A 19,979-nucleotide genomic window follows, 5' to 3' on the forward strand; every position below is an offset into this window, starting at 1 on the left:
CATTCAATGACGCAACAGCAAAAGGGCGTCGTGCAGAGCATCGCCGGTCCCGCCGTCATCGCCGACGGCATGTACGGCGCGAAGATGTACGACATCGTGCGCGTGGGCCAGGAGCGCCTCGTGGGCGAGATCATCCGCCTGGACGGCAACACCGCCTTCGTGCAGGTGTACGAAGACACCTCCGGCCTGACGGTCGGCGAACCCGTCGAGACCACCGGCCTGCCCCTCTCGGTCGAACTCGGGCCGGGCATGCTCAACGGCATCTACGACGGCATCCAGCGTCCGCTGGACAAGATCCGCGAGGCTTCGGGCGACTTCATCGCGCGCGGCATCGAGGTCTCTTCCCTCGACCGTGAGAAGAAATGGTCGTTCACGCCCAGCGTGAGCGCCGGCGACAGCGTGACGGGCAGCAGCATTCTGGGCACCGTGCCGGAATTCAGCTTCACCCACAAGATCCTGACGCCCCCCGACAAGGCCGGCAAGCTGAGCTGGGTCGCGCCTGCGGGCGAGTACAACATCGACGAGACCATCGCCCGCCTCGAAGACGGCAGCGAGCTGCGCCTGGCCCACTACTGGCCCGTGCGTGCGCCCCGCCCCGTGCAGAAGAAGCTCGACCCCAGCCTGCCGTTCCTCACCGGGATGCGCATTCTGGACGTGCTGTTCCCCCTGGTCATGGGCGGCGCGGCGGCCATCCCCGGTCCCTTCGGCTCGGGCAAGACGGTCACGCAGCAGTCGGTCGCCAAGTACGGCAACGCCGACATCGTGGTGTACGTGGGCTGCGGCGAGCGCGGCAACGAGATGACCGACGTGCTGGTGGAATTCCCCGAACTGGAAGACCCCAAGACCGGCGGCCCCCTGATGCACCGCACCATCCTGATCGCCAACACCTCGAACATGCCGGTGGCCGCGCGTGAAGCCTCGGTGTACACGGGCGTGACCCTGGCCGAGTACTTCCGCGACCAGGGCTACAGCGTATCGCTGATGGCCGACAGCACCAGCCGCTGGGCCGAGGCGCTGCGCGAAATCTCCTCGCGCCTCGAAGAGATGCCCGCCGAAGAAGGCTACCCGCCCTACCTGGGCGCCAAGCTCGCGGCCTTCTACGAGCGTGCCGGGGCCGTCAAGACCCTGGCCGGCGAAGACGGCGCGGTCAGCGTGATCGGCGCGGTGTCGCCCGCCGGCGGCGACATGTCCGAGCCCGTCACCCAGGCCACGCTGCGCATCACGGGCGCCTTCTGGCGTCTGGACGCGGGCCTCGCCCGTCGCCGCCACTTCCCGGCGATCAACTGGAACGGCTCGTACAGCCTGTTCACGCCGATCCTCGACAAGTGGTACCGCGAGAACGTGGGCCAGGACTTCCCCGAACTGCGCCAGCGCATCGGCAATGTCCTCCAGCAGGAAGCCTCGCTCCAGGAAGTCGTGCAGCTCGTCGGCCCCGACGCCCTGCAGGACAACGAGCGCCTCATCATCGAGACGGGCCGCATGCTGCGCCAGGACTTCCTCCAGCAGAACGGCTTCGACCCGGTGGACGCCTCGGCCTCCATGCCCAAGAACTACGGCCTCATGAAGATGTTCCTGAAGTTCTATGACGAGGCCGACGCGGCCCTCAAGAACGGCGCGACCATCGACGAGATCATCCAGAACCCGGTCATCGAGAAGCTGGCCCGCGCGCGCTACACCCCCGAAGACCAGTTCATGGCCTACGGCGAGGGCGTGATGGACGAACTCGACCGCACCTTCAAGGGAGTGAAAGCGTGACCCTGCTTCAGAAGGAATACAACGACGTCGCCTACATCTCCGGGCCGCTGCTGTTCGTGAACGCCGCCAGCGACCTGGCCTACGGCGCCATCGTGAACATCAAGGACGGCACCGGCAAGATCCGCGGCGGTCAGGTCATCAGCGTGACCGACGAGAACGCCGTGATCCAGGTGTTCGAAGAGACCCGTGGTCTGGACCTCGCCACCGCCTCGGTGAGCCTCGTCGAAGACGTGGCCCGCCTCGGCGTGAGCAAGGAAATGATCGGCCGCCGCTTCGACGGCCTGGGCCGCCCCATCGACGGGCTGCCGGCGGTCATCGCCGAGCAGCGCCTCTCGATCAACGGCCAGCCGATGAACCCCGCCGCGCGCGCCAAGCCCGAGGAGTTCATCCAGACCGGCATCTCGACCATCGACGTGAACACTAGCCTGATCCGTGGGCAGAAGCTCCCGATCTTCTCGGGCTCGGGTCTGCCTCACAACGAACTGGCCGCCCAGATCGCGCGTCAGGCCAAGGTGCCCGGCCACGAGGGCGACTTCGCGGTGGTCTTCGCGGCGATGGGCCTGACCCAGCGCGAAGTGTCGTTCTTCACGCAGGAGTTCGAGCGCACCGGCGCGCTGGCCCGCTCGGTCCTGTTCCTGAACAAGGCCGACGATCCCGCGGTCGAGCGTCTGCTCACCCCGCGCATGGCGCTCACCACCGCCGAGTATCTGGCGTTCGAGCACGGCTACCACGTGCTGGTGATCCTCACCGACCTGACGAACTACTGCGAGGCGCTGCGTGAAATCGGCGGCGCGCGCGAGGAGATCCCGGGCCGCCGCGGCTTCCCCGGTTACATGTACACCGACCTCGCGGGTCTGTACGAGCGCGCGGGCGTGGTGCAGGGCAAGCCCGGCTCGGTCACGCAGATTCCGATCCTCTCGATGCCCGACGACGACATCACCCACCCCATCCCCGACCTGACCGGCTACATCACCGAAGGCCAGATCGTGGTGGACCGTGGCCTGAACTCCAAGGGCGTGTTCCCGCCCATCAACCCGCTGCCCAGCCTCTCGCGCCTTCAGGGCAACGGCATCGGCAAGGGCAAGACCCGCGCCGACCACAAGAACGTGTCCGACCAGCTGTTCGCGGCCTACGCCAACGGCCTGGACCTGCGCAAGCTCGTGGCCATCACGGGTGAAGACGCGCTGACCGACACCGACAAGCTGTACCTGAAGTTCGCCGACGATTTCGAGAACTACTTCATTGGTCAGGGCGACCAGGACCGCAGCATCGACGACAGCCTCACGGTCGCCTGGGGCATCCTGAGCAAGCTGCCGCAGAGCCAGCTCACCCGTCTGTCCAAGGACTCCATCGACAAGTTCTACGGCCAGAAGGTTGACGAGATGTGGAAGGGCGGCCGCAACAGCGGTATCTGAACGCGGCTGTGTGGCCGGCCGCCATGCGCGCAGGCCACACCCGTTAAGCTTCACCGACAAAGGGAGGTGAATACACATGGCAGAACAGATCAGCCCCACCCGCAGCGCGCTGCTCGCCAGCAAGGCCAGCCTCAAGACCGCGTCCGGCGGCGCCGACCTGCTCAAGCGCAAGCGTGACGCCCTGATCGGCGAATTTTTCGCTCTGGTCAAGGACGCGCTCGCGGCCCGCGAGGAACTGGCCGGCGTCAGCAAGGGCGCCTACACCAGCCTCTTCGGCGCGAAGGCCTGGGACAGCCCCGAAGCGGTCGAGAGCCTCTCGCTCGCCGGGACCGGCGATTACGCCGTCCAGATGCAGATCGAGAACCTCTACGGCGTCAAGGTGCCCAAGATCAGCATTCCCGAGCGCAGTCAGCAGTCGAACTTCAGCCCCATCAACGTGGGCGCGCGGACCATCCAGGCGGCCACCGATTTCGGCGGCGTGCTGGAGGCCATCGTGAAGGTCGCGGCCACCGAGACCAAGCTGCGGCGTATCGGCGAGGAGATCAAGAAGACCTCCCGGCGCGTGAACGCTCTGGAACAGGTCGTGATCCCCGGCATCCAGGACGACATCCGCTTCATTCGCGGCGTTCTGGACCAGCGCGAGCGCGAGGCCAGCTTCACCCTCAAGAAGATCAAGGCCAAGCTCGAGGCCGACAACGAAAAGCAGAATGCCCAGGCGGGCAGTCACGGCAGCGCCGCCGACTGAACCCCTGCGCCCTGCGTGCCGCCCCGGTCTGGGGCGGTTTTTCAGTGCAACTTCTGGAGAGCCCGGCGCAGGTTGAGCCTTGCGGGAACGTCCAGCAGAGCGAATTCTGGCGTGTGATACAAGATGCCCCGCTCCAGAAAGCCTTCCAGCACCCGGCGGCGGCCTTCACGGTAGAGGGGCCAGGGGACATGGGCGTACTCCTGACGGATGGCCCGATCGTAGGCGTCAAAGGCCGAGGTGCTCGCCCCCAGGATGCTCAGGTCGGCGTCAACCAGTAAGGCTTCCTCACAGGTATGCGGCGGGTCGGTGTGCCGGGTCGCCAGGATCAGGGCAGTGACCTGTTCCCGCAGTGCGGGGTCGGCCCCCTGAGCGGCCAGCCACGCTCCGAACACCTCGGCGCTGCGGGCCTCGTTGTCGGCGGCGCGCGGGTCGTAGACGAGGTCGTGGCCCCAGACGGCCAGAGCGAGCGCCGGGGTCAGGACGCCCCGCGTCGCCAGCGCCGCCAGCATCTGCCGCACATGTGCCGTGTTGTGGTAGGCCCGTTCCGGCGCTCCGTAGAAGGGGAGAGCGAACGCCTCGGCGGCGGACAGCAGCGCGGCGGGGTCGGTCATCCGCTCACCTTCTCGCGGGCGTGGGCCTCGTAGCTCAGGTAGTAGCGGCCCGCCAGGACCATCATCAGGGCGACCACCCCCGCCAGGGCCAGCAGTACCGGCCAGCCCGCTCCGCCGCCCAGCAGGCCGTTGAACACGAAATGGAGCGCGGCGCTCAGCAGCAGCCCGCGCGCAGCCCACCAGCGGCCGGTGCGCCAGTGCCGGCCGCCCAGCGCGTAGCCCTGCGGAGCACTGAACAGGGCGTGGGCCAGCGTGGTGAGCAGGATGTGCCACGCGGCGGCGTTTAGCCCGAATTCCAGCGCGTAGGTGACGTTCTCGACGAAAGCGAAGCCCAGCGCGGCCGTCACGGCGTACACCAGACCGTCCATCGGTTCGTCGAAGGCGGCGTCGTCCACGACCGTGCTGGCCGCCAGAAACTTGCTGCTCTCCTCGATGACGGCCGTGAGCAGCGCGACCACGACCATCGCCATCGGCAGGGCGCTGCGCAGCAGACCGCCCAGGCTCGCCTCGAAGGCCGCCGAGACCAGCCATGCGAACGCGCCCCAGGCGAAGGTCCGGACCAGCAGCCGGGGCGGCTCGGGGTGGCGGTCGCGCCGGACGAAGAACCACAGCCAGCCCAGGGTGATCAGGACCGACAGCAGCAGCGAGGACAGCATGGCGGCGCTCTGCCCGGCTCAGGCGCGCGGGCGTCCGGCGGCGGCCCCCGCCAGCGTCCGGCCCTGCATGGGCGCGTGGGCGAGGTGGGTCAGCGCGAGCGCCAGGGCGTCGGCCGCGTGGTTGTTGAACAGCTCGCGCACGCCCAGGGTCGCCTTGACCATGTAGATCACCTGTTCCTTGTCGGCGCGGCCCGTGCCCACCACCGCCTGCTTGACCTGCATGGGGCCGTAGCTGTGGACCGGTACGCCCGCCTGCGCGCAGGCGAGCTGCACCACCCCGAAGGCCTGCCCCACCTTGAAGGCCACGTCGGCCTGCCGGCGCAGGATCTGGTCCTCGATGGCGACCGCGTCGGGCTGGTATTCGCCCAGCAGGCGCGTCACCTCCTCGTGCAGGTAGGCCAGCCGCCGGGGCATGATCCAGGCGCTCTGGGTGGTCAGGCAGACGTGGTGCAGGTGCCGGGCCTTGCGGATGTCTCCCTCGATCAGGCCCAGGCCGAGATTCGCCAGTCCGGGGTCAATGCCGAGTACGATCATGCCCGTCACTCTAGAGCAAGTCCGCCGGCGAAAAGAAAGCAGAGGCGCGCATGGCGGCGGCCTCTGCTGGACGTCGGAGGAGGCGTCAGTGCCGGGCGCGGGGGTCGAAGGCGTCGCGCAGGCCGTCGCCCAGGAAGTTGAAGGCCAGCACCGTGAACAGGATCGCCAGCCCCGGGTAGAAGGGCAGCCACGGGTACTGCAACACGACTTCCTGCGCGTTGCTGAGCATGTTGCCCCAGCTGGAGACCGGCGGCTGGATGCCGAAGCCCAGGAAACTCAGCGCGGCCTCGCCCAGGATGGCCCCGCCCACCGCGAAGGTCGCGCTGACCACCACGATCCCCAGCAGGTTGGGGGCGAGGTGACGCCACATCACGCGGTTGTTGCTGGCCCCGAGCGCGCGGGCGGCGTCCACATACTCCAGGTTGCGCAGGCGCAGGACCTCGCCGCGCACCAGCCGCGCGGTGCCCATCCACCCGAAGACCACGAAGATGGTGATGATGATGACCACGCTCGACGACGGCCCGAGGTTCTGGCGCAGGTTGACGATGAAGGCCTTGTCGCTGCTGGCGATGATGCCCGAGATGACCAGCAGCAGCGGGATGTCCGGCAGGCAGAGCATGAACTCGATGAAGCGGCTGATGAGGCTGTCGGTGCGCCCACCGAAAAAGCCTGCCAGCAGGCCCATCAGGGTGCCGACCAGCGTGCTGGCGACGGCCACCGCGAAGCCCACCATCAGGCTCACGCGGCTGCCGTAGATCAGGCGCGAGAGCAGGTCGCGGCCCAGGTCGTCCTGCCCCAGCGGGTAGCTGGCGCTGGGCCGCCCGTAGACGCCCGCGAGGTCCTGCGCGTTGGGGTCGTGCGGCGCGATCAAGGGAGCCAGAAGGGCGACCAGCAGCATCAGCACGATGAAGGCGAGGCTGACCATGGCGGCCTTGTGGCGGCGCAGTTTGCGCAGGGCGATCTGGAGGGTCGAGTAGCTCTTGGGAGCGGCGGGGGCCGCGGCGGTGGTCGTCATGGCAGGGGCCTCCCTACGAGTACCGGATGCGGGGGTCGACCACCCCGTACATCAGGTCGGTGATGAGCTGGAAGATGACGGTCAGGAAGGCCAGCATGAGCAGGCACAGCATGACCACGTTGAAGTCCTTGGACACGAGCGAGTCGATCAGCGCGCGCCCGATCCCCGGCCAGGAGAAGACGGTCTCGGTGAGCACGGCGCCCCCGAAGAGCCCCGGAATCGAGAGGCCCAGGATGGTCACGATGGGAATGAGCGAGTTGCGCAGCGCATGCTTGTAGATCACGCTGCGGTTGGGCAGGCCCTTGGCCTTGGCCGTGCGCACGTAGTCCTGATTGATGACCTCCAGGAAGCTGGCGCGCATGTAGCGCAGCGTGCCCGCGATCTCGCGCAGCGACAGGATGGCGACCGGCATGACGAGGTACTTCAGGCGGTCGAGCCAGTAGGGCCACAGCCCGTCCTCCGGGCCGATGCCGCTGCCCAGGCCGCCGGGCGGCAACGACACGACCCCGTTCGTGGCCTGCGGCAGCCACACGGCGAACAGGTAGAGCGCCATCACGCCGATCCAGAACACGGGCGCGCTCGACGCGATGAAGCTCAGGAAGGTCAGCACGTAGTCGGGCAGGCTGTACTGCCGCACCGCCGAGTAGATGCCCAGCGGGATGGCGATCAGGGTGCTGATGATCAGGGCCGGGACGGTGAGCAGCAGGGTGTTGGGCAGGCGCTGCTGAAAGATGAATTGCGTGGCCGGAATGCTGAAGTCGCGCGAGTACCCGAAGTCGCCGCGCAGGGCGTGCAGCAGCCAGGTCCAGTAGCGCTCGATCCAGGGGGTGTTCACGCCGTAGGCCTCGCGCAGTCGGGCGATGTCCTCGGGTGTGATGCGGGGGTTGCCGAACACGAGCTGGTCGACCGGATCACCCGGTTGAAGGGCGGTCAGGCCGTAGATCACGACCGTGATCAGCAGCAGCAACGGAATCAGTTGCAGGATGCGCCGCAGGGCGTAGGTGGCCAAAGGGGTCTTCTCCTTACCTCGAACAGAAACCTTGGGGGCGGGGGAGGCGGGGTGGCCCGGCTGCCCCAGATACAGGGAGGGGAGGAGAGCCACTGAAGGCTTCCTCCCCACGGCGGTGGGCGGGTGCCGGATGGTCCGGGTGACCGCCTGGCGCCCTTACTGCCCTTGCTTGTGGGCCTCGACGGCGCCCTTGGTGCTCCAGCCGATGCGGTAGGCGTCCCAGCTCGGGTAGAGCGTGTAGGCGCTGAAGTCGTAGTTGACCAGTCCGTTGACGCGGGTGTAGGGGTTGCTGCGGAAGTACAGCGGCAGCGAGGGCAGGTTGGCGGCCCAGATGTTCTGCATCTGCGCGAACTGCTGCTTGCGCGAGGCCGCGTTGAAGTTCGACTCCGAGGCTTTTTGCAGCGTGTTGTACTGGGCGTTGCTCCAGCCGGAGTTGTTCTGGCCCGAGTAGCCGTTGTCGGCGGTCGGGACGGCCGAACCCTTGAACAGGTCGCCGTTTTCGAAGATGGGGTTGGAGGTCCACGCGTACATCGCGAGGTCCCACTTGCCGCTTTCGCCCTTGCTCAGGAAGTCGGGGCCGAAAAAGACGCTGGCAGGGTAGTTCTGGATGTTGACCTGCACGCCCACGGCCTTCCACTGCGCCTGAAGGATCTGCTGCACGCGCTCGCGCACGGCGTTGCCGGCGGTCGTGCCGAAGTTCAGGATCATCTTCTTCCCGCCCTTCTCCAGGATGCCGTCACTGCCCGGGCGCCAGCCCGCCGCCGCGAACAGCGACTTGGCGCGGTTGGCGTCGAAGCCGTAGGTCGTGACGCCCGCGTTGTAGACCGCCGAGAGCGGGTTGACGAAGGTGTTCGACACCGGCTGGCGGCCCTGGAACAGCGCCTGCACCAGGGCGGGGCGGTTGATCGAGAGCAGCAGGGCCTGACGCACGCGGGCGTCGTCGAGGTCCAGGTCCTTGGAGCGCTGGCCGCGCGTGTTCACGTCGATGTGCTCCCACACCGCGCCGGGCACGAAGAAGGTGGTGTACTTGTTGCCCTGACGGCCCTGCATGTCGAGCGCCTGGTCGAAGGTCAGGCCCACGGTCGCCAGCGCGTCCACCTGGCCCGAGAGCACGTTCACCTTGAGGGTGTTGGTGTTCGGGATAAAGCGGTAGGTGACGGTCTGCACGTACTTGCTTTCGCCGCCCGAGGGCTTGCGCCAGTAGTTCGTGTTGCGGGTCATAGTCAGGCTGTTGCCGGGCCGCCAGGTGGTCGGCTTGAAGGGACCGGCGACCACCTTGGGCAGGTTGTTCGAGGTCGTGAACTGGCTGATGAACTTGGTCCACTGGTCGTTCAGGGCCTCGCTGGGCTTCATGCCCTTGGTGGCCGTATCGAAAGCGCTCCAGGCGGCCTGCATGCTCTTGGCGGGAGCCAGACCCGGCGCGCCGGCCTGTTGCGCGAACAGGTAAGGCGGCTCGAAGGTGATGGTGAAGGTGCGGTTGTTGGCCCCGCGCGTGATCTTGGCCCCGTCGTAGGGGTAGCGGTCGGGCACCGGCACGCGCTCGTCGTTGCGCACCTTGAGCCAGAACTCGAAGTCGTCCACCGTGATGGCGGTGCCGTCGCTCCACTTGGCGTCGGGACGGATGGTGTAGGTCAGGCTGTTGCGCACGACCTTGCCGCTGCCGTCCTTGACTTCCTTGTAGCCGCCGTTGGCGAGGGTGGGCACCTGGGTCGCCATGTCGGCGAGTACGTTGCCGCCGTTGTCCAGATAGGTCAGGCCCGCGCCCATGAAGTTGTTGATTTCACTGGTGATGGCGAGGTTGTTGGTGTTCCAGGGATCGTAGATGTTCGGCGGCTCCTGCGAAGTGCCGATCACGAGACTGTTGTTGCCGGGGCCGGCGAGTGCGGTACCGATCAGAAATGCGGTCAATGCCAGGGCTTTCTTCATAGGAATCCTCCGGGAGAAACAGCAATACCAACGCCTAACCTGTAGCGATGGGGTCAGTATTAAGTCCCCCTAAAGCGATGTCAAGCGATTGTCTGTCCAGAGAGGTGGAGTCCAGATGAAAAAAGCCGGAGCAGCGCAGGCTCCGGCTCTTCCGTCAGCGGATGAGCTGACGGCAGTTCAGGTGAAGACGGGGGTCAGTGGCTTCCGCAGCCGCCGCTGCCCTCGCCGTCGGGCGACTGGGCGCCGTCGGTCCGGAAGGAGTGGCCGCAGCCGCACGAGGAGGTCGCGTTGGGGTTATGGACGGTGAAGCCGCCGCCCATCATGTTCTCGACGAAATCCACTTCGCTGCCGCGCAGCAGGGGGAGGCTCATGCGGTCGACCAGCAGCTTGACGCCCCGGTCGTGCACGATGGTGTCGCCGTCGAGTTCGCGGTCGTCGATGGCCATGCCGTACTGGTAGCCGCTGCAGCCGCCGCTCTTGATGAACACGCGGACGCCGGCATTTTCCTTACCGCTCTGAGACAGGATCGCCAGGGCTTTCATGGCCCCGAATTCGCTGATGGTGATGTTGTGCGCCGGCAGGTCGCCGCCGGTCTGGGCCGGGATGGTCGCGGTCATGCGTGAAGCGTAACACCATTCGGTGAATAAAAAAGTGCCTGTAAAGCAAAGTGAAGTTCACTTGCGGCTTACATTCCTTGAGTGTGGTGCTGTTAAGATAGGGGCATGACGAACCCTTATGCCGAGTGGTTCGAGCAGCTCCGCGCGGAATATGGGGAGCAGCTCTCGACCATGCCCCTGCCCGAAGGCCTCCCCGAGCACCTGCGGCTGCTGATCGAGCGCCGCGACGAGGACGCTATCCAGTTCATGGTTCGTCTCGCGTGGCAGTTCGGCGCACAGGTGGGTTATGCGGCCGGGGCGAAGCAGGACGCCCAGGAAAATACCGTGCCCATGCCCCGCTCGCCCCGCGTTCAGGCCTGACCTTTCTTCTTCCATCTTCGTGCCCCGGTCCAATCGACCGGGGCGCGTCTTTTGTGCGAATCAGTGCTCTGGGCGTCTGGGTGTCGCCCAGCATTCCGGCTCCGGCGTACCCTCGATCAGGCCCAGGGCGTAGAGCTCTTCCAGGGTCCGGCGGGCCAGGGCAACCAGGGCTTCGGGTTCCTGTGGGGTGTCCCGGGCATCCAGACCCAGGGCGCGGGCCTCACGGGCCAGGAGTCGGGCCAGGGCATCCATACGGCTCAGGATATGCGCTCCAAAGGAAAAGCCCCGGCGCGGTGGCCGGGGCAGGAGAGAGGGTGAAGCTCAGTCGTCGGCGTGCGCCGCGTGCAGGGCGCGGTCGCGCTCGTCGGCTTCACGCAGGGTGCGGATACCCCGGACGATCCCCAGGACGCCGAAGTAGCACACCGCCGGTACAACCACGGTCAGGATCCACAGGATCGCGTTGGAGTTGGCGGTCGTGAGGATGTTGGCGCTGATGAGTTCGGGCTTGTAGCCCGCCACCGACATCACGAGCAGCATCGCCATGAAGGCCACGCCCGCCGCCAGCCGCACCGGATGGTTGGTGGGGTTCTCGGCGTAGTACTGGCTGTCGCGCGCGCGGTCAAGCATGGGCACAGCGAACATCGCCACGAGCACGATGGTCGGCATGATGATGGCGCCCACAAACTCCGCGCCGATGGCCCCGCCCCAGAGGTTGATCTCGAAGCTCGGGATGATCGCCAGCAGGCCGAAGACCCACAGCAGGTACCAGTCAGGCTTGATGTTGTTGATCGGGGTGGTGCTGGGCGGCCCGAAGAACTCGACCGGGTGTACGGGGATGAACGCGCTGAACAGCACGATGATGCCCGCGAACACCAGCGCCAGCAGCAGCATGATGGGGGTCTGCTGGGTCATGAGCGGCACGCCGACGATCTTCTTGTAGGCGATGCGCTTGGCGTACTGCGGCTGCGTGTGCTTCTGCTTGATCATGATGACCATGTGCGCAGCGGTCAGCGCGATCAGGATGGCCGGCAGCAGCATGATGTGGTAGCCGTAGATGCGCGGGATGATGCCCTCGCCGGGGAAGGCCCCCGCGAACGCCGCCTGCGCGACCCACTGGCCCACCCAGGGAATCGAGGCCACGATGCCATACACGACCTTCACGGTGTTGTAGGCGTAGTTGTCGTAGGGGAGGATGTAGCCGGTCACGGCGGTCAGGGCCGAGAAGATCAGCAGCATCATGCCGATCCACCAGTTGATCTCGCGCGGCTTCTTGAACGCCCCTGTGAAGTAGATGCGCATCATGTGGATGACGGCCGCCGCCACCATGATGTTCGCCGTCCAGTGGTGGATGCGGCGCAGCATGTCCCCGAAGGGCATCGCGTTGATCTTCAGAGCCGAGTGGAAGGCCGCCGGGATCAGGTTGGGCTTGGCCGCCGTGCCGGGGTCGAACGAGTTCGTGACCAGGCTGTTGCTCGGCTCGTACGAGAGGGCCAGGATGACGCCGGTCAGGATCAGGATGACCAGGCTGAACAGCGTGATTTCACCCAGGAAAAAACTGTGGTGAACAGGGAAGGCTTTGCGCAGGAACTTGTCGTTCAGGCGCGAGATGTGCAGACGTTCCTCCAGCCACTGGTTCATCCGAGTTGATCCTCCACGGCTTTCTTGCGGGCTTCCCACTCCGATTCGTTGAATGGGTACGGGTTTTCCAGGAAGAAGTCAGCGACCACGAGATTGCTGCCTTCCAACCGAATCGGCAACTGCGCCAGGCGGCGAGGGGGCGGCCCACCGACCACCATGCACGCGCGCTTGGGGTCGTACTGCCCCGAGTGGCAGGGGCACTTCATCTCGCCCACCTGCTGGTCGTTGTCGCCCACCGAGCAGCCGGCGTGCGTGCAGATGTCGCTGTAGGCCACGATTTCGCCGTCGATGGTCGCGTCCATGTTGGTCGGCGCGACGATCTGGCCCTTGGGGAACTTGTAGAGCGCCAGGACGTTGTTGGGGTCGCCCTTGCGGATCAGGGGCTGGCCCTGGGCGTCTTTCCCCTGCGGCCATGCGCGCACGAGCTTCTCGCCCAGTTCGGCGACCGTGACCGGCTGGCCTTCCTTGTCCTCGGAGGCGTGGACCAGGATGTCGCCCTTGAGGGGAGGCATCTTGTCGCGGGTCAGGCGGAACACCGGGTTGGCGGTGCCCAGCGCACTGACCAGGCTCACCGTGCCGACGGCGGCCGTCGCCCCGAGGGCAGTGTTGATGAACTTGCGGCGCGTGATTTCGGGATCTTCTCTCTTGTAACGGGTCATGCGTCTAACCTCTCCCCGGAAGGGGAATGCCCTGGCTCACCAGGGGAATTCGCCGCTGGCGTCCTCGACCAGCACCTCGCCATCCATGAAGAACTTCTTGTACAGGCCCACGGCGGCGGCCAGCGTCAGCACGATCATCGCGGCGTAGAAGCCTTCGGCGGTCACGTTGGGCATCACGGGTTCGCGCGCGGCCCAGCCGGCGTAGTCGACCATCATCTGGCGTACGAACAGCACGCTGAACACCACGCTCAGGATCAGGGTGATGACCATCGAGAGCATCGCGACCGGGGTGGCGCGCACCTTATGGATGCCGGGATGCAGCTCGACGCCTTCGGCCCACACGCTGTACAGACCGATCAGGCCGTACGAGAGCAGCACCATGATGAAGGTCGCCAGGAAGATTTCGGGCAGCTTAATGTCCTCGGGCACGAAGCGCGAGCGGTTTTTGAGCACGGCCGGATCGACCTTGCTCTGGCCCTCGGCGACCTGAGCGGGCGTGAGCGGCTCGGCGATGTTGTTGCCCCACGAGTGCAGCACATAGTTGGCGACCGCGTAGATTTCCCGGTCGCTGAGCTTGCCGCCGAACGCGGGCATCCCGCCCTTGCCCTTCACGACGATGCTGTGAATGTAGACGGGGTCCTTGAGCAGCTTCTCGTCGCCCGAGAGCTTGGGACCGGCCCCGCCCTGACCCTGAAGGCCGTGGCAGCCCGCACAGGCGATGGCCCCGGCAGAGGCGACGCCCTGCTCAAAGACCTGTTTGCCCAGCGTGGGGTAATCCTTGCTGATGCTCGCCACGACGGCCGGGTCGACCGCCACCGGCTCGGGGGCCGTTTCCTTGTTAAAGAGAAACAGCAGAATGATCCACATGATGGCCGCGCAGACGATGGCGACCCAGGGCATGACAGCGTCGTTTCTTTCCACTTTCCTTCTCCCTCGGTGTGAAGTGGCCTGATGTCCCGTTTCGGCAACGGCTCCGGTGCCGGAAAAGGAAGCAGCTGCGGCCCAGTAATACGGTCAAGCATAGCACGCACCTTTCGCGCTTCCCTGGCCGTCCAGACGCCTTTTTCCAGACAGACCTCGACCCGCTAAGTATGGCCCCTGACCGAGCGGTTAAATGTCCCCGCATGAGACCGTGGTGTGCGGCCTTTGCCGGCCTGTTCAGGGGTGACTGCGGTGCGGCTCAGTCCCCCAGCTTCAGGCCGGCGAGGGCCGCGAAGGGGTGGGCCGTGTTCACCGGGCGAAGGGTGCAGAAGGGCGGTCCTCCCTCGGGTTCGACCCGGTGGGGGCAGGCAGGGCACTCGGGAAAGGCCTGATCGGTGTAGGCGAGGTCGGCCTCGGCCGAGGCGACGGCCCAGGTGCGTCCGCAACCCGCGAGGTAGGTCGTTTCGGTCTCGCGGGGCTGGGCAGGGCGGCGGGCGGGGTTCGGAGCAGTGGATCTGGGCATGGTGGAGTTCGGCGCACCTCAGTCGAGGTTGGCGATGCCCTCGCGGATGGCGTACAGGGCGGCCTGGGTGCGGTTGTTGAGCTGCAACTTGGTGAAAATCTCCGAGAGGCGGTTGCGCACCGTCTTCTCGCTGATGTCCAGCCTCAGGGCGATGTCCTGATTGGAAAAGCCCTGGGCCAGGAGCTTGAGGATCATCGTCTCGCGTTCGTTGAGGTCGGCGTGCTTCTCGCTGGGCAGCTCCTCACGCTTGTCGCGGAAGTCGTCGAGGACGTTCTGGGCCATATCGGCGTCGAGCAGGGCCTCCCCGCCGGCCACCCGCGTGATCGCGTCGATCAGGGTCGTGGCGTCGGCATCCTTGAGGATGTAGCCGCGCGCGCCCGCCTTGACCGCCTCAAATACGTAGCGGTCCTGACGGTACATCGTGATCATGATGACGCGGGCCTGCGGGTTGATCTCCAGGATGCTCTGGGTGGCCTTGACTCCGTCGAGTTCCGGCATCTGGATGTCCATCAGGATCACGTCCGGGTGGGTGTCGGCCGCGTAGCGGATGGCCTCCCGCCCGTTGGCCGCCTCCCCGATGACGCGCATGCCCTCGGATTCCAGCAGGCTGCGGAGGCCCTGACGGAACAGGGCGTGGTCGTCGGCGAGCAGAACACGGATCATGGGGCCACTCTAGCCCCCTTTGCCGCGGGCGTCGGTGGGGGAACATCCACTGCCCCGGCACGGACCGTCCGTCGCCACAGCGCGGCTGGCCGGGCATCACCCCACGCCCGGTCTGAGGCTCTTTCGGCATTGTGACTTCGGTCAGATCGGGCTCATGAACTTAGGGCTTCTCATCTTTTCTGCCGTTCCCAGCCCTCAAAAACAGGGGAATCTGCTCCGAAAAGCTCGTCTGGAGCCGGGCTTTAACGGGCTCTCAGGGTTGACCCTGCCTTCTTCATGCTTGTATCATCCGCCTGATCTGCCTCTGCCGAGCGTCCCAGGACCGAAGAGAAGCAGGTTGCGCGGCGAAAACGCATGGTACGGCGAACTACTTTTGGGAGAGGAAACTCGGCAACTCGCCCCACCGTCACCTTCAGAGCCGGATGTGCTGCTCACGCGCGACGTTTACGGGGGTTCCCTATGAAGAAAAGTCTGATTGCTCTCACCGCCGCGCTGTCGTTCGGCCTCGCTGCCGCGCAGACTGCCGCCCCGGCGAGCGCGCCCCAGGTTCCTGCCCTGACCGACGTTCCTGCCGGCCACTGGGCCAAGGACGCGATCGACCGCCTGGTCAGCCGTGGCATCATCCTCGGCTATCCGGACGGCACCTTCCGCGGCACCCAGAACCTGACCCGCTACGAAGCCTCCGTCATCATCGCCCGCGTGCTGGATCAGATCCGCAGCGGCGAAACCCCTGCCAGCGGCCTGAACGCCGAGGACCTGACGGCGCTCCAGAACGCCATCCAGGAACTCGCCGCCGACCTAGCCGCGCTGGGTGTGCGCGTCAGCGACCTCGAAGAGAACGCGGTCAACAAGGACGACTTCGCGCGCCTGGAAGCCCGCATCGAGGAAGTCGCCACCGCTCAGGGTGACGCCACCGCCCTCGCCAACATCCAGGCCCAGATCGACGAGCTGACCTCGCGCGCCGACGACTACGACACCCTGCGTGCCGACGTCGACGACAACGCCAGCAGCATCGCCGCACTGAACGACCTGACCGTTCTCTTGAACCAGGACATCCTGGACCTCCAGGACCGCGTCAGCGCCGTGGAAGCCGCGCAGGCCGACTTCGTCCAGCGCAGCGACTTCAACAACCTCGCGGGCCGCGTGGGTGTGGTCGAAACCCGCGTCGAGACGGTCAACAACAGCCTGACCGGCCGCATCGCCGCCCTGGAGCGCAACGCGTTCAGCGTCAAGCCGAGCCTGACCCTGGGCTACAGCGTGAGCCGCGCCAACCGCAACTTCGACATTGACCGCCTCTTCCCCCTGAACGCCGACGGTACCGTGGCCAACAACGCCTTCACCAGCGGCGGCATCGACAGCGACACGGGTGCCCAGCGCCGTGACTTCGGCGACTTCGGCAACACCAGCTCGCCCATCGTGGCGGGTGCGAACGGTCTGTACGGCTTCGCCGCCGCTGCTGGCCCTGTGTATCAGGAAGGCAGTACCGATATCGGTATCAGCCTGGGCTTCGACACCAGCGGCCAGTTCAGCCAGGTGACCAGCGCGGCGTCAGGCAGCCTGTTCAATACGGCCGGCCGTCTGTCGATCAACAGCATTGACCTGAACTTTGGTCTGACCACCCGCCTCCCTGACGACGTCTGCTATGACGCCAACGGCGACGGCAGCTGCAGCGACGCGGAAACGGCCGCTGTGGATGTGCTCTACCCCGGTGCTCGCAGCAGTGCGCTGATTGATCCGGCCGGCAGCGTGTATCGCCCCGTGTTCTTCCGCTTCAAGAACGCAACCACCGAGTTCAGCGTGGGCAACAACCCCGTCATCGTGACGCTGGGCCGCAAGCAGAAGTTCTACTTCGCCGACTACGCCTTCGACAACAACTACGACGGCCGCGGCGACGGCTTCGTGGTCAGCGTTGACGGCAGCAACCTGCCGGTGCTGGGTGCGCTCAAGCCCAAGATCACCACTGTGTACGGCAGCCGTGGCGGCGATAACGTCGCGACCAGCGGGAACTACGGTGTGTACTACCGCGGCGTTCGTGCCCAGATTACCCCGGTCGGCACCCTGAACGCGGGTCTGTACTATGCCCAGGAAGGCCGTGACGCTTTCGGTGCCGCCGCCGCTGCTGGCCAGACGGCCGCAACTGTGGCCGCCGTACCCAATGATGTGACCCTGTACGGCGCCGATCTGCACGGCAAGGCCTTCGGTGTCGAGCTGCACAGCGAGTACACCGCGAGCCGCGTGACGCCGGTGAACAGCGCCGCATACACCGCGAGCGCCTTCTATGCCCGCGCCGCGACCCGCAAGACCGACCTCACCTACGATCTGAACACTCCCGCCGCGCGTCTGGGCACCGACACCTTCAACGTGTCGCTGTACGACCTGAACTACCGCCGTATCGAAGCGGGCGTCACGGAAGTCTCGGGCATCAGCGAGTACGGCTACGACACCCGTCGCAGCTACAGCTCGACCCGCCAGAACAATGCGGACAACCCCAACAACGGCGTGACTGCGCCCTTCTCGAACCTGTACGGCCGTACGGCGACGGGCAGCACCACCAACGACGGCCTGATTGGCCAGAAGGGCTTCGGCGTCAAGGCGGCCGTGACCCTGGGCCCGGTGTCGGTGGGCGGCTACTACGACAGCAGCACGAGCGCCAACGGCTCAATGGCCGTCAACGACCCCAACCTGTTGATCGAACGCGGCGCTTCGGCCAAGGTCGCGGCGAGCATCTTCTCGCTGCGCGGCTCCTACAATGAGCTGCTGAGCAACCGATACCAGACCTACCGCAATGCGGGCACGGACGTTGCACTCGGTGCGACGGTCACCGACTCGGTCTACGCGCGCCGCTACGCCATCCAGGCGGACGTGACGCCGGGCCTGGGCCTGTACGTCGGCGCCTACTACCGCGACGTCTCGGTCGATGATCAGGCCGGCGGCATGCGCCGTTCGAGCACTGACCGCGGCCTCTTCGGCCGTGGCTACCTGGCCTCGAGCTTCGCGCCCGGCGTGGGTGCCAACAGCTACCGTGCGGGCCTGACCTGCTCGGAGAGCAACTTCGGGACCTCGGTCGCCGTCAACGGCGTGAGCGGCGACACCGATGGTGTGGGCGGCGTGCTGAACCCGGCCGTCAACCTTGACGCCAACCGCACCGGCGTGTGCTTCACCTCCTACGGGGTGGAAGCGGGCCACGCGGGCAACAACGCCAACGCGCTCGTCAAGGACCTGTTCTTCCGCGTCGGTTACGGCCGCGTGTACGTCCCGACCAGCAATACGTCGACCACTGGCGACTTCAGTGGCAACATCTTCTACGGCGATGTTCGCTACGACCGCAAGGTCAGCGCTGCGAACGTGCGTCTGGCCGGTTCGTTCTCGAACTCCAACGTCCGTCTTGATGCTCGTCCTGCCGGGACGCGCGGCGCGATCGGTCTGATCGTCCGCACCGACCCCCTCACCGGCCTGCCCTTCAGCCCCCAGATCAACGGTCAGGTGGGTTACTACACCTCGCAGTTCGACAATGACAGCAGCGCGGCGACCCCCGCTCTGAATGCCAACGCCGTGAAGTACGGCGCCGGCATCGTCCTGAATGACTTCCTGCTGCCCAACACCAAGGTCGGTGTGCGCTACGACGGTTACAGCGGTATCAACCGTGCGTACACCCCCTACGACGGCGCAGGTACCGAAGGCTACTTTGCCGACGCCGACACCAACGGCAACCGCATCAACCTGAATGGTGTGTATGTCGAAGGCGCGTACAACGACCTCGTGTTCTCGTACGGCAACTACACCCTCAGCAGCCGCAACAACGCGGGCACTGAGATCGGCAGCGGCCTGAACAACGGCCAGCCTGCCCGCGGCCAGACCTTCAAGATCACCTACAAGGTGAACTTCTAAGCCTCTTTCCGACTTTCCGCAAAGCCCCCGCCCCGTGCGGGGGTTTTTGCGTGGATTCGTCCGGCTGCCTGGTCAGGGAGAGCCGCTACAATTCGGCCATGATCGCTGTGTTCGGCCACCTGAATCCCGATACCGACGCTATCGCCAGTGCGCTGGTATACGCCCGCCTTCTCACGCGGCAGGGTCATCCCGCGCAGGCCTACCGCCTGGGCGAGTTGAATTTCGAGACGGCGTATGTCCTGAAGGAATTGGGACTGACCGCTCCGGAACTTCTGCCTCAGCTGGCGGCCGGCAGTGAAGTGGCGCTGGTGGACCACAACGAAAGCGCCCAATCGGCCCCCCACCTGGCCGAATACGAGGTCACGCGCGTCGTGGACCACCACAAGCTGGGGGACCTGACCACGGCGGCCCCCGCCTACCTGCGTTTCGAACCGGTGGGCTGCACTTCCACGCTGCTGCTCAAGCTGCACCGCGAAGCTGGCCTGGATATAGAGCCGCAGGACGCACGGCTGATGCTCAGTGCCATTCTGAGCGACACCCTGCATTTCCGCAGCCCGACCACCACGCCCGACGACCGGCAGGCTGTGGAATTCCTCTCTCCGATCGCCGGGGTAGACGACGTGGCCGGTTTCGCGCTGGCGATGTTCGCGGCCAAGAGTGATCTGGGCGATACGCCGGCAGAAACCCTGCTGAAGATGGACTACAAGGTCTTTCCCTTCGGCGATCCCGAGCAGACCTGGGGCATCGGCGTGATCGAGACGACCAATCCGGCCTACGTATTCGGGCGGCAACGGGAACTGCTCGCGGCGATGGACCAGATCAAGGCGCAGGATGGCCTGAGCGGGGTACTGCTGAGCGTGGTGGACATTCTCAACGAGACCAACCGGACCCTGGTGCTGAGCGCCACCGAAGGCAAAGTGTTGCGTGAGGCCTTCGGGGTCGTGGCCCAGGACGGCGTGGCCGATCTGGGAGCCCGTATCAGCCGCAAGAAGCAGATCGTGCCGACGCTCGAAGAGTACTTTGCGCCCCAGGCCTGAGGGCAGC

General features: G+C 66.0%; 19 protein-coding genes. 6 read left to right on the forward strand and 13 right to left on the reverse strand.

Going from position 1 to position 19,979, the window contains the following annotated elements:
* The first annotated feature begins 6 nt into the window (after nt 1–6).
* The 3 genes from DGO_RS01465 (at nt 7) to DGO_RS01475 (ending at nt 3,915) form a co-directional block, all read left to right on the forward strand.
* The gene (locus DGO_RS01465) at nt 7–1,755 is read left to right on the forward strand and encodes a V-type ATP synthase subunit A (RefSeq protein WP_014683699.1); all 1,749 of its coding nucleotides are present in this window, start codon (nt 7–9) and stop codon (nt 1,753–1,755) included.
* A complete protein-coding gene (locus DGO_RS01470) occupies nt 1,752–3,170 on the forward strand; it encodes a V-type ATP synthase subunit B (RefSeq protein WP_014683700.1) in 1,419 nt (472 codons plus the stop codon). Before DGO_RS01465 ends, DGO_RS01470 begins: the two co-directional genes overlap by 4 nt.
* 76 nt (nt 3,171–3,246) lie before the next feature.
* Nucleotides 3,247–3,915 carry a V-type ATP synthase subunit D gene (locus DGO_RS01475; RefSeq protein WP_014683701.1) on the forward strand — a complete coding sequence of 223 codons (669 nt, stop codon included), beginning with the start codon at nt 3,247–3,249 and terminating at the stop codon, nt 3,913–3,915.
* A gap of 41 nt (nt 3,916–3,956) precedes the next feature.
* Here DGO_RS01475 and DGO_RS01480 read toward each other — a convergent pair whose 3' ends face one another.
* The 7 genes from DGO_RS01480 to DGO_RS01510 all read right to left on the reverse strand — a co-directional run bounded on the left by DGO_RS01480 (nt 3,957) and on the right by DGO_RS01510 (nt 10,283).
* On the reverse strand, nt 3,957–4,526 hold the full coding sequence (locus DGO_RS01480; protein ID WP_050920641.1) for an HD domain-containing protein: 570 nt from the start codon (nt 4,524–4,526) through the stop codon (nt 3,957–3,959).
* Entirely contained in the window at nt 4,523–5,182 is a 660-nt protein-coding gene (locus DGO_RS01485; protein WP_043800521.1) for a PrsW family intramembrane metalloprotease, read from the reverse strand. Before DGO_RS01485 ends, DGO_RS01480 begins: the two co-directional genes overlap by 4 nt.
* Before the next feature lie 18 nt (nt 5,183–5,200).
* Nucleotides 5,201–5,716: a crossover junction endodeoxyribonuclease RuvC gene (ruvC, locus tag DGO_RS01490; protein ID WP_043800525.1), complete on the reverse strand. Its 516-nt coding sequence runs from the start codon at nt 5,714–5,716 to the stop codon at nt 5,201–5,203.
* Between the two features lie 85 nt (nt 5,717–5,801).
* The gene (locus DGO_RS01495; protein WP_043800527.1) at nt 5,802–6,731 is read right to left on the reverse strand and encodes an ABC transporter permease; all 930 of its coding nucleotides are present in this window, start codon (nt 6,729–6,731) and stop codon (nt 5,802–5,804) included.
* A 13-nt stretch (nt 6,732–6,744) separates the two neighbouring features.
* The gene (locus tag DGO_RS01500; RefSeq protein ID WP_014683706.1) at nt 6,745–7,740 is read right to left on the reverse strand and encodes an ABC transporter permease; all 996 of its coding nucleotides are present in this window, start codon (nt 7,738–7,740) and stop codon (nt 6,745–6,747) included.
* Nucleotides 7,741–7,896: 156 nt separating this feature from the next.
* Nucleotides 7,897–9,666: a peptide ABC transporter substrate-binding protein gene (locus DGO_RS01505; RefSeq protein WP_014683707.1), complete on the reverse strand. Its 1,770-nt coding sequence runs from the start codon at nt 9,664–9,666 to the stop codon at nt 7,897–7,899.
* A gap of 194 nt (nt 9,667–9,860) precedes the next feature.
* On the reverse strand, nt 9,861–10,283 hold the full coding sequence (locus DGO_RS01510) for a HesB/IscA family protein (protein WP_014683708.1): 423 nt from the start codon (nt 10,281–10,283) through the stop codon (nt 9,861–9,863).
* Between the two features lie 105 nt (nt 10,284–10,388).
* On the opposite strand from DGO_RS01510, the gene DGO_RS01515 reads away from it, so the two are divergent.
* Entirely contained in the window at nt 10,389–10,643 is a 255-nt protein-coding gene (locus DGO_RS01515; protein ID WP_014683709.1) for a hypothetical protein, read from the forward strand.
* Nucleotides 10,644–10,703: 60 nt separating this feature from the next.
* Here DGO_RS01515 and DGO_RS01520 read toward each other — a convergent pair whose 3' ends face one another.
* From DGO_RS01520 to DGO_RS01545, 6 genes are all read right to left on the reverse strand, one after another.
* Nucleotides 10,704–10,895, reverse strand: a complete 192-nt coding sequence (locus tag DGO_RS01520; RefSeq protein WP_014683710.1) for a hypothetical protein — start codon at nt 10,893–10,895, stop codon at nt 10,704–10,706.
* A gap of 69 nt (nt 10,896–10,964) precedes the next feature.
* Complete coding sequence (locus DGO_RS01525) at nt 10,965–12,281, reverse strand: cytochrome b (protein WP_014683711.1); 1,317 nt, start codon at nt 12,279–12,281, stop codon at nt 10,965–10,967.
* Nucleotides 12,278–12,940 (reverse strand): Rieske (2Fe-2S) protein, encoded by a 663-nt coding sequence (locus tag DGO_RS01530; protein WP_014683712.1) that lies wholly within the window; start codon nt 12,938–12,940, stop codon nt 12,278–12,280. Before DGO_RS01530 ends, DGO_RS01525 begins: the two co-directional genes overlap by 4 nt.
* A 36-nt stretch (nt 12,941–12,976) precedes the next feature.
* Entirely contained in the window at nt 12,977–13,861 is an 885-nt protein-coding gene (locus DGO_RS01535) for a c-type cytochrome (protein WP_014683713.1), read from the reverse strand.
* 259 nt (nt 13,862–14,120) lie between these two features.
* Nucleotides 14,121–14,384 (reverse strand): hypothetical protein, encoded by a 264-nt coding sequence (locus DGO_RS01540; RefSeq protein ID WP_014683714.1) that lies wholly within the window; start codon nt 14,382–14,384, stop codon nt 14,121–14,123.
* Nucleotides 14,385–14,402: 18 nt separating this feature from the next.
* Complete coding sequence (locus DGO_RS01545; protein WP_014683715.1) at nt 14,403–15,047, reverse strand: response regulator transcription factor; 645 nt, start codon at nt 15,045–15,047, stop codon at nt 14,403–14,405.
* A 459-nt stretch (nt 15,048–15,506) separates the two neighbouring features.
* Between DGO_RS01545 and DGO_RS01550 the strand changes: the two genes are divergently transcribed.
* Together DGO_RS01550 and DGO_RS01555 are read left to right on the forward strand one after the other, a co-directional pair.
* The gene (locus DGO_RS01550) at nt 15,507–18,935 is read left to right on the forward strand and encodes an S-layer homology domain-containing protein (RefSeq protein WP_014683716.1); all 3,429 of its coding nucleotides are present in this window, start codon (nt 15,507–15,509) and stop codon (nt 18,933–18,935) included.
* Between the two features lie 98 nt (nt 18,936–19,033).
* Nucleotides 19,034–19,972 carry a manganese-dependent inorganic pyrophosphatase gene (locus tag DGO_RS01555; protein WP_014683717.1) on the forward strand — a complete coding sequence of 313 codons (939 nt, stop codon included), beginning with the start codon at nt 19,034–19,036 and terminating at the stop codon, nt 19,970–19,972.
* Nucleotides 19,973–19,979: the final 7 nt, after the last annotated feature.

This window comes from Deinococcus gobiensis I-0 (assembly GCF_000252445.1).
GTDB classification, from domain to species: domain Bacteria; phylum Deinococcota; class Deinococci; order Deinococcales; family Deinococcaceae; genus Deinococcus; species Deinococcus gobiensis.